Source organism: Nocardioides sp. QY071, assembly GCF_029961765.1.
Lineage (GTDB): Bacteria > Actinomycetota > Actinomycetes > Propionibacteriales > Nocardioidaceae > Nocardioides.
Map to the genome: position 1 here is coordinate 2,003,038 of NZ_CP124681.1, position 15,863 is coordinate 2,018,900.

Annotated in this window: 13 protein-coding genes and 3 rRNA genes; 5 read left to right on the top strand and 11 right to left on the bottom strand. The window is 65.5% G+C overall.

Annotated features, from left to right (window positions below):
* Nucleotides 1–74 precede the first annotated feature (74 nt).
* From QI633_RS09615 to QI633_RS09660, 10 genes are all read right to left on the bottom strand, one after another.
* On the bottom strand, nt 75–797 hold the full coding sequence (locus QI633_RS09615; protein ID WP_282428817.1) for a toprim domain-containing protein: 723 nt from the start codon (nt 795–797) through the stop codon (nt 75–77).
* Entirely contained in the window at nt 794–1,246 is a 453-nt protein-coding gene (locus tag QI633_RS09620) for a hypothetical protein (RefSeq protein ID WP_282428818.1), read from the bottom strand. The genes QI633_RS09615 and QI633_RS09620 overlap by 4 nt, the downstream gene beginning before the upstream one ends.
* A 62-nt stretch (nt 1,247–1,308) precedes the next feature.
* A complete protein-coding gene (locus tag QI633_RS09625) occupies nt 1,309–1,779 on the bottom strand; it encodes a hypothetical protein (protein WP_282428819.1) in 471 nt (156 codons plus the stop codon).
* Entirely contained in the window at nt 1,779–2,003 is a 225-nt protein-coding gene (locus QI633_RS09630; protein WP_282428820.1) for a hypothetical protein, read from the bottom strand. Before QI633_RS09630 ends, QI633_RS09625 begins: the two co-directional genes overlap by 1 nt.
* Before the next feature lie 110 nt (nt 2,004–2,113).
* A complete protein-coding gene (locus QI633_RS09635) occupies nt 2,114–2,302 on the bottom strand; it encodes a hypothetical protein (RefSeq protein WP_282428821.1) in 189 nt (62 codons plus the stop codon).
* A 151-nt stretch (nt 2,303–2,453) separates the two neighbouring features.
* Entirely contained in the window at nt 2,454–2,678 is a 225-nt protein-coding gene (locus QI633_RS09640) for a helix-turn-helix domain-containing protein (RefSeq protein WP_282428822.1), read from the bottom strand.
* A 530-nt stretch (nt 2,679–3,208) separates the two neighbouring features.
* A complete protein-coding gene (locus tag QI633_RS09645; RefSeq protein ID WP_282428823.1) occupies nt 3,209–3,961 on the bottom strand; it encodes a PIG-L deacetylase family protein in 753 nt (250 codons plus the stop codon).
* 12 nt (nt 3,962–3,973) lie between these two features.
* On the bottom strand, nt 3,974–4,702 hold the full coding sequence (locus QI633_RS09650; protein ID WP_282428824.1) for a DUF72 domain-containing protein: 729 nt from the start codon (nt 4,700–4,702) through the stop codon (nt 3,974–3,976).
* A gap of 16 nt (nt 4,703–4,718) precedes the next feature.
* Nucleotides 4,719–5,630 carry a hypothetical protein gene (locus QI633_RS09655; RefSeq protein ID WP_160158281.1) on the bottom strand — a complete coding sequence of 304 codons (912 nt, stop codon included), beginning with the start codon at nt 5,628–5,630 and terminating at the stop codon, nt 4,719–4,721.
* 10 nt (nt 5,631–5,640) lie between these two features.
* A complete protein-coding gene (locus QI633_RS09660; protein ID WP_282428825.1) occupies nt 5,641–6,951 on the bottom strand; it encodes a serine/threonine-protein kinase in 1,311 nt (436 codons plus the stop codon).
* 114 nt (nt 6,952–7,065) lie between these two features.
* On the opposite strand from QI633_RS09660, the gene tyrS reads away from it, so the two are divergent.
* From tyrS to QI633_RS09685, 5 genes are all read left to right on the top strand, one after another.
* Nucleotides 7,066–8,337 (top strand): tyrosine--tRNA ligase, encoded by a 1,272-nt coding sequence (gene tyrS / locus QI633_RS09665; RefSeq protein WP_141799368.1) that lies wholly within the window; start codon nt 7,066–7,068, stop codon nt 8,335–8,337.
* A gap of 515 nt (nt 8,338–8,852) precedes the next feature.
* Nucleotides 8,853–10,372, top strand: a 16S ribosomal RNA gene (locus QI633_RS09670).
* 401 nt (nt 10,373–10,773) lie between these two features.
* A 23S ribosomal RNA gene (locus QI633_RS09675) occupies nt 10,774–13,896 on the top strand.
* Between the two features lie 110 nt (nt 13,897–14,006).
* Nucleotides 14,007–14,123: ribosomal RNA gene (gene rrf, locus QI633_RS09680) — 5S ribosomal RNA — on the top strand.
* The 16S, 23S and 5S rRNA genes sit together here, the layout of an rRNA operon.
* Before the next feature lie 97 nt (nt 14,124–14,220).
* On the top strand, nt 14,221–15,210 hold the full coding sequence (locus QI633_RS09685) for a tetratricopeptide repeat protein (RefSeq protein WP_141799367.1): 990 nt from the start codon (nt 14,221–14,223) through the stop codon (nt 15,208–15,210).
* Here the strand turns inward: QI633_RS09685 and QI633_RS09690 are convergent, their stop codons facing one another.
* The gene (locus QI633_RS09690; RefSeq protein ID WP_141799366.1) at nt 15,211–15,819 is read right to left on the bottom strand and encodes a hypothetical protein; all 609 of its coding nucleotides are present in this window, start codon (nt 15,817–15,819) and stop codon (nt 15,211–15,213) included.
* Nucleotides 15,820–15,863: the final 44 nt, after the last annotated feature.

Genomic DNA, 15,863 nt, shown 5'->3' on the forward strand with positions numbered 1-15,863 from the left:
GCTGACGCGGCTGACGGCGATCTGCACCCAGATCGACAGGGACATGGCGACAGCGAGCACCCACAGCACGGCCGTCATGACGCGTGCCTCGGCTTCCAGCCCGTGAGTTCGGCGGCGTCCTCGCGCCCCACCACAACCCAGCCGGGATCACCGGCGTAGCGCGGTGCGCGGTCGTACCCGGCCCGCTTGAAGTCCTCGGCTGTGGCGGTGTCGGCGATCTTGCGGACGTGGGCAATCGACTCCGGGATCAGGTCGTCGACAGACCACCCGGCTTCCAGATGGTCGAAGGCATCCGATCCCTCGCCTGCGCATCGACCGCGAGCGACCCGTAGACGTGCTGCCGGGATGCCGACGTCCCGAAGGAGGCCGTACGTCCTCGCAGCGCCGAACGCGCCCGGAGCGTCGTTATCGCGGACGATGGTGATGCGACCGCGCCAACTCTTGAACAGACGCGCGTGCTTGGGGTTGAACTCGCAGACTCCGCCAGCCGTGACCGCGAGAACCCCAACCCCACTGAGCGCGTCGCAGTCCTTCTCGCCCTCGCAGATGTAGACGTGTGCAGAGCGGTCAGCCCTGGCGAACACGTCGAGCGGGTACAGCAGCGGGGCAACGATCCCGTCGTCGCCGCCCTTCCCCTTGTACCAGCGCGGACGAGTGCCGTTGCCGAAGTCGAGCCAGTGCTTCCACGGGAAGATGACCTCGCCGTCCGGCGTGATCTTCTTGACGTGCATCAACACCGGCGTCCCGCGCTCGTCGCGCCACACGTGCGAACGGACCTCTCGCCAGCGGCCCATCACCGACCACCCCTCGGACGCAGTGCATCCGGATGCCAGGCCGCCATGCGGCGACCACGGAAGAATCCCCATGTGCGCCCGCTCGGCTGGACGTTGAGCACGTAGAAGGTGGTGCCACGTTCCATCAGAGCTGTGGCGAGCACGCACATCGCGCACTCCTCGTCGGTCCACCCGACCTCGTCGAAGTTGGCGGGTAGGTCGCCGTACGCCCGCATGCGCGTGACTCGATCCGTGAGCCGCTTCATCAGTGGCTCGTACTTGATCCACGATCGGGCAGGCATCGACAGCCGAAGGATCTGCCCGGCCCCGCTGTAGTTGTACGGCGCCTTGCCACCTGGCCAGACGTTCCGCAGCCACCTCACCGGGGTTGCATCAACGATGTATGCGGCGTGCTCTGGCCCACGCGGCAGCGGTACACGCGGCGTCGGCTCTACTCTCGTTTCGTCGGTCATCGACGTTCCTTCCTTGGGAACCCAGAGCGGCCTCCTGTTGGTGCGGGAGGCCGCTCAACACGTCAGTCGTCGTCGGCTGTCGGTAGCGCGAGCAGGCCGCGACCGTTCGCGAACAGGGCTGGGAAGCGCTTCGCGACCTGGCGCTGGTAGGCCCCTGGTGTCACGTTGACTTCGGCCCACGCGTGCTCTTCCGCGTCCTGCGCCTGTTGTGCCAGCGGGCGCAGCTTGTTGATCTCAGCGGAGTAGGTGGTCAGTCGCTCCCCGAACTCGTCGTCTGAGAGTTCGCCGTTCTGGTACGCCTCGATGTCGGCGTCGATGTTGTCCAGCCCGGAGTCCCGCAGCCGCATGATGCTGTCGAGGTACTCCCGCGATCGGCTCACCGTGTCGGCGTAAGCGCTCTCCATGATGGTGCTGAGCCGGGTGTCGTCCTGGGCGATCTTCTGCCGAATGAGCCGCTTCTCGGCCTCGCTGAGGTTCCGCGCGGTGTCGAGGTGCTGGTGGGCCTCGTCGTTGTAGAAGTACCTGATACCCATCACCGACCACGCGCCTTCCGGTCATTGAGGGCTGGGGCACGAGTCGCGTCGCTCGTTCGTCGCGATGCGTCGGCCTGCTTGGCCTGTTCTGAACGCTTCCGCCCCTCCCGCAGGAGGTCCCACCCCTCGTTCGCCTTGCGGTGGAGTTCGCCGAGTGCATCACGCGCCGAGTCGAAGTTGAGGCCTGCCCGGGTGATGCCCGTGGGCGACTTCTCGCTGGTCATGTTCGTGTTCCTCATTCCTGCTGCTCGTTCTCTGATCTGTGCGTCGCGGTCTCGGATCGCGGCAGCGCGCTCGCTGACGTCATCGCGGCCCCAGCCGCCGCCGTTCCAACTCACGCCGCACCCCGCTTCCGCTTCATGACGTGGTTGATGTAGTGCTCGTACGACGCGCGCATCACCGCCGCGACAGGCACCGACTGCATCGCCGCGATCTGCTTCAGGTCGGCGTACATGTCGTCCGGGATGACGACCTTGCGCGTGCGCCCGAGACCGGGGCTGATTCGCTTGGTCTTCCTGTCCATGTCTCCTCCTTCGGTTCGTCGAACGGGGGTCATCGACCGGGGCCGCTCGATCAAGACGATCCGCCAGCGCGGCTGTGACAGATCCGGCGTTGGTCAGGGGTGGGGTGCCGCCAGAACGTGACGCGATGAGCACCCACCCACCGCACGGGAATCACCGCGTGGAGTCGCGCAGGAAGCGCGCGATCTCGTCGGCGGTGAAGAACACCTGCCCCTTGTCGCCACCCGGCTTAGTGGCATGGATCTTCCCGTCGAGTTGCCAGCGCTTCAGCAGGCGCACGCTGACGCCGAGACGCTGCGCGGTCTCCTCGCGGGTGTACATGAGCCGATCGAGCGGCTGAATCTGAGACCGCTTGGCGGTCCCGGTCTTGCTGGACATGGTTGAGCCTCCGTGACTTGGAATCCGTCACCGGAGGCTCAAAACGAGAGAACGGCTGCCCACCGGTGCTTGGAGCGTCGGAGACGTGGCAGTCTCATCACGACGCGCACGGGCGTAGCAGCCGCGAACCTGGGCCAGCCGTTCAGGCAGGCAGGTTGTGCTTGATGTTCAGTTTGCTTCGGCGTCCGGTTCTATCCGGCCCTCGGCAAGGACTCTAGCGGATCGAGTGCTGTCGACAGGTCCGCTTGGGTCCACGACGAATCAGGGCAGAACACGGCGTCGTCACGGCGAGCGATCTCCCGTCGAGGGCGTCCGGTTCGCGCTACAGGCGCGCTACGGGCGGTCGATCCGGCTCAACGGCGGGAGTTTCCGCTGGTCGGAGCGCTCCCGCGTCGAATCCCGCTCAACTACGCGGGTTCTGTCCGAATCGCCGGTGATCCGTCATGTTCCGCCGTGATCCGTCGCGGACCCCGCGAGATTCCTCATAATCCTTGGGTCGTGGGTTCGAGCCCCACCCGGCCTACTCCGCGTCACTCGCCCCACCCCATGGGGAACACCTCGAACGGCGCCGCGAACGTCACGCCGAGCCGGGCGCCGGTCGCCCGGGCCATCCCCTCGAGGAACTCGCGCGGGTCCCAGTTCTCCCAGCCCAGCCCGTCGATGTACGCCGCGTGCGCCTGCAGCGACTCGACCCCGGCGTCGAAGGTGGCCGTCGTGTCGACGGCGTGGGTCGCCTCGGGGGAGCCGAACGCCCACACCTCGCGTACGCCGCCCCACGGCTCCAGGCCGTCGGCGCCGCCGAGCTGGTCGGCGAACACCCACCGGTTCCCCGCGTCCCGTACGGCGTCCACCACCGCGCGCCCGACCGCGATGTGGTCGGCCTGGTTCAGGTTCCGTCCACCCCAGGTGTCGCGGAAGTTGCCGGTGATCACGATGTCGGGCCGGTGCCGGCGCACCTCGGCGGCGATCACGGCACGCAGCGCGACGCCGTACTCCAGGACGCCGTCGGCCTGGCCGAGGAAGTCGACGACGTCGACGCCCACGACCCGCGCCGAGGCGACCTGCTCCGCCTCGCGCACCTCGCGGCACGCGTCGGGATCCAGTCCGTCGATGCCGGCCTCGCCGCTGGTCACCATGCAGTAGACGACGCTCTTGCCCTGCCCGGTCCAGCGCGCGACCGCGGCCGCCGCTCCGAACTCCATGTCGTCGGGATGCGCGACGACGCACAGCGCCCGCTCCCAGGTCTCGTCGAGCGGCTCCAGCGGGGACGGCTTCTCGGTCATGCGTCGAGCATGTCACTCCTCGAGGCGCCGCCGCAGCGCCACGGCGTCGTGGGGTGCACGACCGCGGGCGTCGTTGTCGAAGTACACGAAGACGTCCGCGTCCTCGGCCCAGCGCCGGCACCGCTGCGCCCACCGGTCCAGGGACCGTGGCGCATACCCGCTGGCGTACAGCTCGGTGTGCCCGTGCAGCCGTACGTGCACGACGTCGCTGGTCACGACCTCGGCCATCGGCCAGCGGCCCGGGGAGTCCGACACCACGCAGCCGATCCCGTGCTCGCGCATCTGCGCGAACGCCTCCTCGACGCAGAAGCTGCGGTGACGGAACTCCACGACGTGGCGCACACCGTCGGGCAGCAGCCGGTAGAACGAGCCCATCAGCGCAGCGTCGTACGGCAGCGAGGCGGGCAGCTGCCACAGCAACGGCCCCAGCTTCGGGCCGAGCTCGAGCACCCCGGAGCCGAAGAACCGGGCCAGTCCCTCCTCGACGTCGCGCAGCCGCTTGAGGTGCGTGATGAACCTGCTGCCCTTGACCGCGAGCACGAAGTCGTCCGGTGTCTCGTCGCGCCACTTCCGGTACGTCGACGGCCGCTGGAGCGAGTAGAAGGAGCCGTTGACCTCGACTGTCGTCAGCCGCTCTGCGAGGTAGGCCAGCTCGCGGCGCTGCACCAGTCCCTTCGGGTAGAAGTCGCCACGCCACGACGCGTACGACCATCCCGAGGTGCCGATCCGGATGCTGCCCATGGGGCAGCGGTACCCACTAACGCGCCGTCGCGTCCGCGATGAGCAGCCGCTCGCCGTCCTGCACGAGGAACAGCGTGATGTCCTCGGTGCGCGAACCCCCGCCGCGCAACCGGTAGCGATAGGTGTAGCGCACCGTCATCGCCGCCGGATCCGCGCTGACGGACAGGATCCGCGGGTCCCGGATCGAGGCCCACACCTCCCGGTACCGCGGGCTGCGCTGCTGGTAGGCCTCGGTCAGCCAGGTGAACCCGAGCGCGGGGTCCCCGCTGGCGGTGGCGACGTAGTCGCGGGCGAAGGTCTCCAGCTGGGCGGCGGTCGGCGGCGTCGGCCCGCTCGACGGTACGGCGGTCGTCGGCTCGCTCTCCTCCGGAGTGGTGGTGTCCGACGTCTCCGGCCGCGTGCCGGGGGACTCCGCGTCGCCGCCGCCGAACAGCAGCGCAGCGCCGACGAGCCCGAGCAGCGTGACCATCGCCGCTCCGGCGAGCGCCAGTCCCGCCACGGGGATCCGCCGGCGCTGGTCCGGCGGCGCGACCCGGGCCCGCAGGTAGGCGGCCAGCTCCTCCGTGGACGGGCGCTCGCGCGGGTCGGAGCGCAGTCCGAGCTCGATGAGCGGCGCGAGCCACCCGCTGGAGCGAGGTACGACGGGCGGCTGGCCGAGCGCGGCCGGCGGCTCGCCTGTCGTCGCGTGCAGCAGCAGCGCGGCCATCGACCAGACGTCGTCCGGGGCACCGGGCGCCGAGAACGCGGGGTCGGGTGCGACTCGGGTGCGGTCGACGAGGAGTGCCCGGCCGCTGTCGTCGACCTCGATCGCCGCGGGCGAGATCGCGCCGTGGCGACCGGACGCGGCGTGCACGGAGGCGACCGACTCGGCGACCGGCAGCAGCAGCCGGGCCGCGTCGTCAGGTGACAGCACGCCGTACCCGCTCACGGCTCGCAGGCTACCCAGCCGTGGAGTTGTCGATCAGCAGGTTGCCGCCATCGGCGACCAGGAAGAGGGTGACCCGCTCGCGCCGGCGTCCCTCGCCCTTGAAGACGTAGGTGTAGCGGTAGGTCACCGTCATCCGTGCCGGATCGGCGGCGACCTCCAGCAGCTCCGGGTTCTTCACACTGCCCCAGAACCCCTTGTAGTCGGGGCTCTGCGCCTGGTAGGCCGGGGTGAGCATCGTGAAGCCCCGGTCCGGGTCGGCGCTCGCGGTGGCGACGTAGGTCCGCGCGAACTCCTCGAGCTCGGCCGCCGTCGGCGTGCCCGCCGCGCTCGACGCCTCGGTCGGGGTCGCGGACGTGCTCGGGGTGCCGCCTGCGGCCGGCGCACCGTCGTCACCGCTGGGACGCAGCACGAGGAAGGCGACGACGAGCAGCACCACCACGACAGCGGCCACGGCGGCCATCAGCAGCCCGGTCGACCGGCGCGCGGACGGCACTGCGGGCAGCGCCATCGTGTGGTCGGCGGCGCTCGCCGTGCGAGCGAGCTGGTCGCGCACCTCCGCCATCGTGGGCCGCGCCTGCGGGTCCTTCGCCATGGTCCGCGCCAGGAGCGGTGCCAGCCAGCCGGCGCCCTCCACGACCGGCGGGTCCTCGTGGGCGATCCGGTAGACCACGGCCAGCGGACCGTTGTCGAGGTCGTCGCGGTGGTACGGCGGCCGCCCGGTCAGCAGGTGGACCAGCGTCGCGCCCAGGGACCAGACGTCACTGGCCGGCGTCGCCTGACCGCCGACCGCGACCTCGGGGGCGAGATAGGCGGGGGAGCCGGTCACCAGCCCGGTCCGGGTGAGCGTCGCGTCGTCCGAGCCGCGGGCGATGCCGAAGTCGGTCAGCTTCGGCCCGTCCGGACCGGCGAGGATGTTGGACGGCTTCACGTCGCGGTGCACGATCCCGAGCGCGTGCGCCTGCGTGAGTGCGTCGGCGACCGGCGCCAGCACCCTCGCGGCGTCGTCCGGCGAGAGGGGAGCGTCGCGGATCACCGCCGACAGCGCCTGCCCGTCGACCTTCTCCATCACCAGCCAGGTGCCGCCGTCCCCGGTCACGAGGTCGTAGACCGCGACCACGTTCGGGTGGCCGACCTGGGCGGCGAGCCGCGCCTCGCGCTCGGCGCGGACCGCGTCACCGCCGAGACCGGTCGTGGTGCCGAGCCGCTTGAGCGCGACCGTGCGACCGAGGACCTCGTCGTACGCCGCCCACACCGCGCCGTGCGCGCCGTGTCCGATCTGCTGCTGGAGGGTGTAGCGCCCCGCTACCCGTTGGTTGGTCATCGCCCTCGCAACGTACCCGCGTCCACCGAGGCGAACCCAGTGGGCCGTCTCGCCGGCCATGGGGCACCCTAGGGGCGGGGACCTTCCCCGACTCACGAATCAGAGAGGACCGACGTGTCCGTCGACACCACGCTTCTGGACGACCTCGAGTGGCGCGGCCTGCTGGCCGAGTCCACCGATCGCGACGCGCTGCGCACAGCGCTGGGCGAGGGGAGCGTCCGGTTCTATGTGGGCTTCGACCCGACCGCGCCGAGCCTCCACATGGGCAACCTGGTCCAGATCGTCACGGCCATGCGCCTGCAGCGCGCCGGCCACACGCCGTTCGCCCTCGTCGGTGGCGCCACCGGCATGATCGGCGACCCGCGTGACTCGGGGGAGCGCACCCTCAACTCGCTCGACACCGTCCAGGAGTGGACCGCGCGGGTCCGCGGCCAGATCGAGCCGTTCCTCTCCTTCGAGGGCGACAACGCCGCGACCATGGTCAACAACCACGACTGGACCGAGGGTCTGTCGGTCATCGACTTCCTGCGCGACATCGGCAAGCACTTCCCGGTCAACCGGATGCTCGCACGCGAGACGGTGAAGCGTCGCCTCGAGTCCGGCATCAGCTACACGGAGTTCTCCTACGTCCTCCTGCAGTCGATGGACTTCCTGACGCTCTTCCGCGAGCGCGGCGTCACGCTCCAGTTCGGCGGCTCCGACCAGTGGGGCAACCTCACCGGCGGCGTCGAGCTGATCCGCCGGGCCGAGGGCGGCACCGCCCACGCGTTCGCCACGCCGCTCATCACCAAGGCCGACGGCACCAAGTACGGCAAGACCGAGGGCGGCGCGCTCTGGCTCGACGCGGAGATGATGCCGCCGTACGCCTTCCACCAGTTCTGGCTCAACGTCGAGGACGAGAAGGTCGGCGAGCTGCTGCGCGTGTTCACCTTCCTCCCGCGCGAGCAGATCGAGGAGCTCGAGGCTCGCCACGCCGAGAAGCCGTTCCTGCGCGAGGCCCAGAAGGTGCTGGCCGACGAGGTCACGACCCTGGTCCACGGCGAGGCCGAGACCGTCAACGCCAAGGCGGCGGCCGAGGCGCTCTTCGGGGGCGGCGACGTCACCCTGCTGTCCGGTACGACACTCGAGGCAGCGCTCGGCGAGGCCGGCACGATCGACGTCGACGGCAGCGCCGGGATCCCCGATGTCGTGGAGCTGTTGACCCTCACCGGGCTCGCCAAGTCCAAGGGCGAGGCGCGGCGCACGATCGCCGAGGGCGGTGCGTACCTCAACAACGTGCGCGTCGACGACCCGGAACACGTCCCGGCACCCGGCGACCTGATCGCTTCCTCCTGGCTGGTCCTGCGCCGCGGCAAGAAGCGGTTCGCCGGCGTGCGCGTGCGCTGAGCCAGCCCGACATCCCCCTCGCACCCCCTCGTGGGCGGCCCCTCGCGGGGCCGCCCACGAGGCGTTTCAGGGCCCTCTGAGGCCCCTGCGGATGCCTGTGGCCCGGGTCACGTCGTTTCGATTTGTGCTTCTGGCCGGGTGTGCGTAATGTTCTCTTTGTCGCCGGGTGCGGCGGGAAGCAAGACGGCGGTCAGCCGGAGGGCTTCCGGCCCCGCGACCACCAAGTCTCGAACCGCTGGTTCGGACGCCGGTCAGAAAAGCAAGTCCTTTCGGATTTGGCACAGACCGGAGTCAGACCCTAAGGTTTCGGACTGCATCAGCTCGAAGACGAACTGCGCAGACTTGTGCGGGGAACTTCGACGCGTGTGATGTTTGAGAACTCAACAGTGTGTCATGCATAGATTGTTGTGACGTTTGTGTGCACTCGATCCTTTGGGGTTGGGTGTGTGTTTTCGGCAATGATGATTCTGATGACAAGTTTGTCAGCAGGGTCTTGATTGTCAGGTATCAAGTTTCTTATGGAGAGTTTGATCCTGGCTCAGGACGAACGCTGGCGGCGTGCTTAACACATGCAAGTCGAGCGGAAAGGCTCCTTCGGGGGTACTCGAGCGGCGAACGGGTGAGTAACACGTGAGTAATCTGCCCTGTGCTCTGGGATAGCCACCGGAAACGGTGATTAATACCGGATATAACCACTATAGGCATCTATTGGTGGTGGAAAGTTTTTTCGGCACAGGATGTGCTCGCGGCCTATCAGCTTGTTGGTGAGGTAATGGCTCACCAAGGCTTTGACGGGTAGCCGGCCTGAGAGGGTGACCGGTCACACTGGGACTGAGACACGGCCCAGACTCCTACGGGAGGCAGCAGTGGGGAATATTGGACAATGGGCGGAAGCCTGATCCAGCAACGCCGCGTGAGGGATGACGGCCTTCGGGTTGTAAACCTCTTTCAGTACCGACGAAGCGCAAGTGACGGTAGGTACAGAAGAAGGACCGGCCAACTACGTGCCAGCAGCCGCGGTAATACGTAGGGTCCGAGCGTTGTCCGGAATTATTGGGCGTAAAGGGCTCGTAGGCGGTTTGTCGCGTCGGGAGTGAAAACACCGGGCTTAACTCGGTGCTTGCTTCCGATACGGGCAGACTAGAGGTATGCAGGGGAGAATGGAATTCCTGGTGTAGCGGTGAAATGCGCAGATATCAGGAGGAACACCGGTGGCGAAGGCGGTTCTCTGGGCATTACCTGACGCTGAGGAGCGAAAGTGTGGGGAGCGAACAGGATTAGATACCCTGGTAGTCCACACCGTAAACGTTGGGCGCTAGGTGTGGGGCCTATTCCATGGGTTCCGTGCCGTAGCTAACGCATTAAGCGCCCCGCCTGGGGAGTACGGCCGCAAGGCTAAAACTCAAAGGAATTGACGGGGGCCCGCACAAGCGGCGGAGCATGCGGATTAATTCGATGCAACGCGAAGAACCTTACCTGGGTTTGACATACACCGGAAGCCCCCAGAGATGGGGGTCTCTTTGATACTGGTGTACAGGTGGTGCATGGCTGTCGTCAGCTCGTGTCGTGAGATGTTGGGTTAAGTCCCGCAACGAGCGCAACCCTCGTTCCATGTTGCCAGCGGGTTATGCCGGGGACTCATGGGAGACTGCCGGGGTCAACTCGGAGGAAGGTGGGGATGACGTCAAGTCATCATGCCCCTTATGTCCAGGGCTTCACGCATGCTACAATGGCCGGTACAAAGGGCTGCGATCCCGTGAGGGGGAGCGAATCCCAAAAAGCCGGTCTCAGTTCGGATTGGGGTCTGCAACTCGACCCCATGAAGTCGGAGTCGCTAGTAATCGCAGATCAGCAACGCTGCGGTGAATACGTTCCCGGGCCTTGTACACACCGCCCGTCACGTCACGAAAGTCGGCAACACCCGAAGCCGGTGGCCTAACCCTTGTGGAAGGAGCCGTCGAAGGTGGGGCTGGCGATTGGGACGAAGTCGTAACAAGGTAGCCGTACCGGAAGGTGCGGCTGGATCACCTCCTTTCTAAGGAGCACACCCGCAACGACAGCCGAATGTGTTGTTGTTACTTGGGGTGTTCGGATAGTGGAACGCAACGATCGTTGGACGGTGCTGGTTCATCTTCGGGTGGATCGGGTTGCTGTTCGGTAGGTATGGCACGCTGTTGGGTGTCTGAGGCATCAGACGCCTGCCTGGATTGGTTCCGGGTGTGGGGCTGGTTTGGCTTCTGGTTGTTTGACTTCTTCATAGTGGACGCGAGCATTAATAATAGTGTTTGTTTCGTGATTGTTTTGTGTGTTCTCTTATCAGGTTTGTACCACACGTCTTGTGATGAGGGCCACTGACTGCATGGATGCTCTGCTGCGGGCCTTGTATTCTGGGTGTTCGTGGTGGGGTGTTTGTTGTGTGTGTTGGTGGTTTGTTGTGGGCAAGTTGTTAAGGGCACATGGTGGATGCCTTGGCATCGAGAGCCGATGAAGGACGTTGGAGCCTGCGAAATGCCCTGGGGAGTTGGCAACCGAGCGTTGATCCGGGGATGTCCGAATGGGGAAACCCAGCTGGAGTCATGTCCAGTTACCCGCATCTGAATAAAATAGGGTGTGTGGAGGGAACACGGGGAAGTGAAACATCTCAGTACCCGTAGGAAGAGAAAACAAAAGTGATTCCGAGAGTAGTGGCGAGCGAAATCGGATGAGGCTAAACCCATGTCGTGTGATAGCCGGCAGGCGTTGCGGTGTGGGGGTTGTGGGAGTGTTGTTGTCGTCTCTGCCGGGATGGCGCGCAGTAAGAAACCAGACGCGAGGTCGAAGTCCGTTGGAAAGCGGTGCCGTAGCGGGTGATAGCCCCGTAGACGACAGTGTCTGGCTGTGTTCAGCATTTCCCAAGTAACACGCCACCCCTGAAATGGTGTGTGAATCTGGCGGGACCACCCGTTAAGCCTAAATACTCCTCGATGACCGATAGCGGACCAGTACCGTGAGGGAAAGGTGAAAAGTACCCCTGGCGGGGAGTGAAATAGTACCTGAAACCATGTGCCTACAATCCGTTGGAGCCCTTTGGGGTGACAGCGTGCCTTTTGAAGAATGAGCCTGCGAGTTAGCGATACGTGGCGAGGTTAACCCGTGTGGGGTAGCCGTAGCGAAAGCGAGTCCGAATAGGGCGTTTGAGTCGCGTGTTCTAGACCCGAAGCGGAGTGATCTATCCATGGGCAGGTTGAAGCGCCGGTAAGACGGCGTGGAGGACCGAACCCACTTCAGTTGAAAATGGAGGGGATGACCTGTGGATAGGGGTGAAAGGCCAATCAAACTCCGTGATAGCTGGTTCTCCCCGAAATGCATTTAGGTGCAGCGTTGCGTGTTTCTTGCCGGAGGTAGAGCACTGGATAGCCGATGGGCCCTACCAGGTTACTGACGTTAGCCAAACTCCGAATGCCGGTAAGTGAGAGCGTGGCAGTGAGACTGTGGGGGATAAGCTTCATAGTCGAGAGGGAAACAGCCCAGACCATCGGCTAAGGCCCCTAAGAGGTGGCTAAGTGGAAAAGGATGTGGAGTCGCAGTGACAACCAGGAGGTTGGCTTGGAAGCAGCCACCCTTGAAAGAGTGCGTAATAGCTCACTGGTCAAGTGATTCCGCGCCGACAATGTAGCGGGGCTCAAGCCATCCGCCGAAGCCATGGCAGTTCCATTCAACCCAGGCGTCTCCTTGAGGGGCGTCCAGGGGTGGAGCTGGGTAGGGGAGCGTCGTGTCACGGGTGAAGCGCCGGAGTGATCCAGGTGTGGATGTGACACGAGTGAGAATGCAGGCATGAGTAGCGAATCACGGGTGAGAAACCCGTGCGCCGATTGATCAAGGGTTCCAGGGTCAAGCTAATCTGCCCTGGGTAAGTCGGGACCTAAGGCGAGGCCGACAGGCGTAGTCGATGGACAACGGGTTGATATTCCCGTACCGGCGAAATGGCGCCCATGACGAGCCCGGTGATGCTAACCACCCGAAGCACCTCGTACTGATCCCTTCGGGGTGAGGGCTTGGTGTGGAGCGTGGGATCCGATCCGGTAGTAGTCAAGCGATGGGGTGACACAGGAAGGTAGCCCAACCGCCGCGATGGTAGACGGCGGGTAAGCATGTAGGACGGGGCTTAGGCAAATCCGGGTCCCAGCCCTTTGGTGGGTGAGTCTGAGATGTGATGCCGAGACCTTTTGGTCGAAGTGGGTGATCCTATGCTGTCGAGAAAAACCTCTAGCGAGCCATGAGCCGCCCGTACCCGAAACCGACTCAGGTGATCAGGTAGAGAATACCGAGGCGATCGAGACAACCATGGTTAAGGAACTCGGCAAAATGCCCCCGTAACTTAGGGATAAGGGGGGCCCGAGGCGTGTACCCACTTGCTGGGGAAGCGCCGGAGGCCGCAGAGACCAGGGGAAAGCGACTGTTTACTAAAAACACAGGTCCGTGCGAAGTTGTAAGACGATGTATACGGACTGACTCCTGCCCGGTGCTGGAAGGTTAAGAGGACGGGTTAGACGCAAGTCGAAGCTCAGAATTTAAGCCCCAGTAAACGGCGGTGGTAACTATAACCATCCTAAGGTAGCGAAATTCCTTGTCGGGTAAGTTCCGACCTGCACGAATGGAGTAACGACTTTCCTACTGTCTCAACCATGGACTCGGCGAAATTGCACTACGAGTAAAGATGCTCGTTACGCGCGGCAGGACGGAAAGACCCCGGGACCTTTACTATAGTTTGGCATTGGTGTTTGGTTCGGCTTGTGTAGGATAGGTGGGAGACTTTGAAGCAGCCACGCCAGTGGTTGTGGAGTCATCGTTGAAATACCACTCTGGTCGTACTAGATGTCTAACCTAGGGCCATGATCTGGTTCAGGGACAGTGCCTGATGGGTAGTTTAACTGGGGCGGTTGCCTCCCAAAATGTAACGGAGGCGCTCAAAGGTTCCCTCAGCCTGGTTGGCAATCAGGTGTTGAGTGTAAGTGCACAAGGGAGCTTGACTGTGAGACAGACATGTCGAGCAGGGACGAAAGTCGGAACTAGTGATCCGGCGACTCCGAGTGGAAGGGTCGTCGCTCAACGGATAAAAGGTACCCCGGGGATAACAGGCTGATCTTCCCCAAGAGTCCATATCGACGGGATGGTTTGGCACCTCGATGTCGGCTCGTCGCATCCTGGGGCTGGAGTAGGTCCCAAGGGTTGGGCTGTTCGCCCATTAAAGCGGCACGCGAGCTGGGTTTAGAACGTCGTGAGACAGTTCGGTCCCTATCCGCCGCGCGCGTAGGAAACTTGAGAAAGGCTGTCCCTAGTACGAGAGGACCGGGATGGACGAACCTCTGGTGTGCCAGTTGTACCGCCAGGTGCATGGCTGGTTGGCTACGTTCGGAAGTGATAACCGCTGAACGCATCTAAGCGGGAAGCACGTTTCAAGATGAGGTTTCCCACCCCTTTGTGGGTTAAGGCCCCCAGCAGAACACTGGGTTGATAGGCCGGAGGTGTACAGCAGTAATGCCCAGCCGACCGGTACTAATAGGCCGAAGACTTGCCACAACAAACCCCCAACACACTCAACAAGCACAAGACAACACTGTGTTGGTGCGCGCGTCCACATGAAGATGACCAACCCCGACATACATGTCGTAGACAGGGGTTCATAGAGTTACGGCGGCCATAGCGGCAGGGAAACACCCGGTCCCATCCCGAACCCGGAAGTTAAGCCTGCCAGCGCCGATGGTACTGCAACCGAGAGGATGTGGGAGAGTAGGACGCCGCCGGACAAACATTCAGGTAGGGGCCACCCGTCACGGGTGGCCCCTACTCTGTTTTGGACCTAGATTCCTCAATAGCGATCTCGAGTAGTCCCAGGAGACTGACGTGGCAGACCAGCGTGGCCGTCGTGACGGCGCGGGTGCCCCCCGCAAGGGCGGGCCTCGGCAGGGCGGAGCTCCCCGCAAGGGTGCGAGCTCCCGCAGCGGTGAGGACCGTAAGCCCTACGACCGCAAGCCGAGTGGAGATCGCAAGCCGACGGGCGACCGGAAGCCCAGTGGCGACCGACGCTTCGACGACCGCAAGCCTGCCGGTCGCGGCGGGAAGCCGTCGGGGGAGCGCCGTGGTGCTCCGCGCACCGACGGCGAGCGTCGGCCGCGGATGGACCCGGCGGAGCGCACCGAGAAGCAGGCGGTCTACGACGGTCCGCCGCTACCCGAGGACGTGACCGGGTCCGAGCTCAGCGCCTCCGTGCGGGCGCACCTCAAGGGCCTTCCCGAGAAGCTGGCCGCGCGCGTGGCGCGACACCTGGCGGCTGCCGGCCAGCTGGTCGACGACGACCCGGAGACCGCCTACCAGCACACCCTGGCCGCGAAGGCGCGGGCGCCACGCATCGCCTCCGTGCGCGAGGCCGTGGGCGAGGCCGCCTACGCCGCGGGTCACTACGCCGAGGCGCTCTCCGAGCTGCGTGCGGCGAAGCGGATGAACGGCGCGACGGCGTACCTGCCGATCATGGCCGACTGCCACCGCGCGCTTGGGAACCCGACCCGGGCCCTCGAGCTCGCGAAGAGCCCTTCGGTGGTGAAGTTCGTGCCGGCGGCCAAGGCCGAGATGACGCTGGTCGAGGCCGGCGCCCGCCGTGACCTCGGGCAGGTGGATGCTGCGCTGCGCACCCTCGAGGTGTCGCCGCTCAACACCAAGACCCGCGAGTCGTGGGTCGTCCGGCTGCGCTACGCGTACGCCGACACCCTGGAGGAGGCCGGCCGCCTCAACGACGCGCTGACCTGGTTCCACAAGACCAACGCGATCGACGCCGACGAGATCACCGACGCGGCCGAGCGGGCCGAGGCGCTCGAGAAGAAGATCGACCGGGGCTGATCAGGGCCGGCCGGCGATCGTGACGATCGCCTGCTGGTTGCCGGCCGGCTGCGTGTCCCAACGGATGTCCTCGCGGTAGGCGATCCGCACCCGGTCGATGACGGCCAGGGCCGCCTCCGCGGCCTCGATGCGGACGACGATCGAGTCGCCGCCGACGAGGCGCTCGCCCTCGGGGTCGACGAGGTCGGCACAGAACTGGCCGGGCTGGGTCGTCACGCCGATCGTCCCGCGGCGGCACAGCATCGGCGTGACCTTGAGCTTCACGTCGCTCGTGGTGTGCACCCGGACCCCGGAGATCCGCAGGGTCCGGCCGAGGTCGGCGGGCGCGGCGAACATGCCGACGTACAGGGGGGTGCCGGCGACGCCGTTGGCGTTGACGACCTTCTTCGACGTCGGGAGGTCTTCGGGGGTCATGGCGTACCAGACCAGCCAGGCCACGGCGAGGACGAGCGCGACCGCGAGGGCGGCGATCCGCCAGCCCCGGGACTGGAGCGAGGGACGGGGCACCCGGGAGGTGTCGAGCTCCGGGTCGCGCCCGCGGGCCGGACGCTCCGCGCGCCGGCGTCCCGGCTTGGGCGCGGTGCTGGGAGCGGTTCCTCCGTCGGTCATGGCCGAAGCGTAGGACACCGGCATCCCCGCGCGTCGCACCTGCC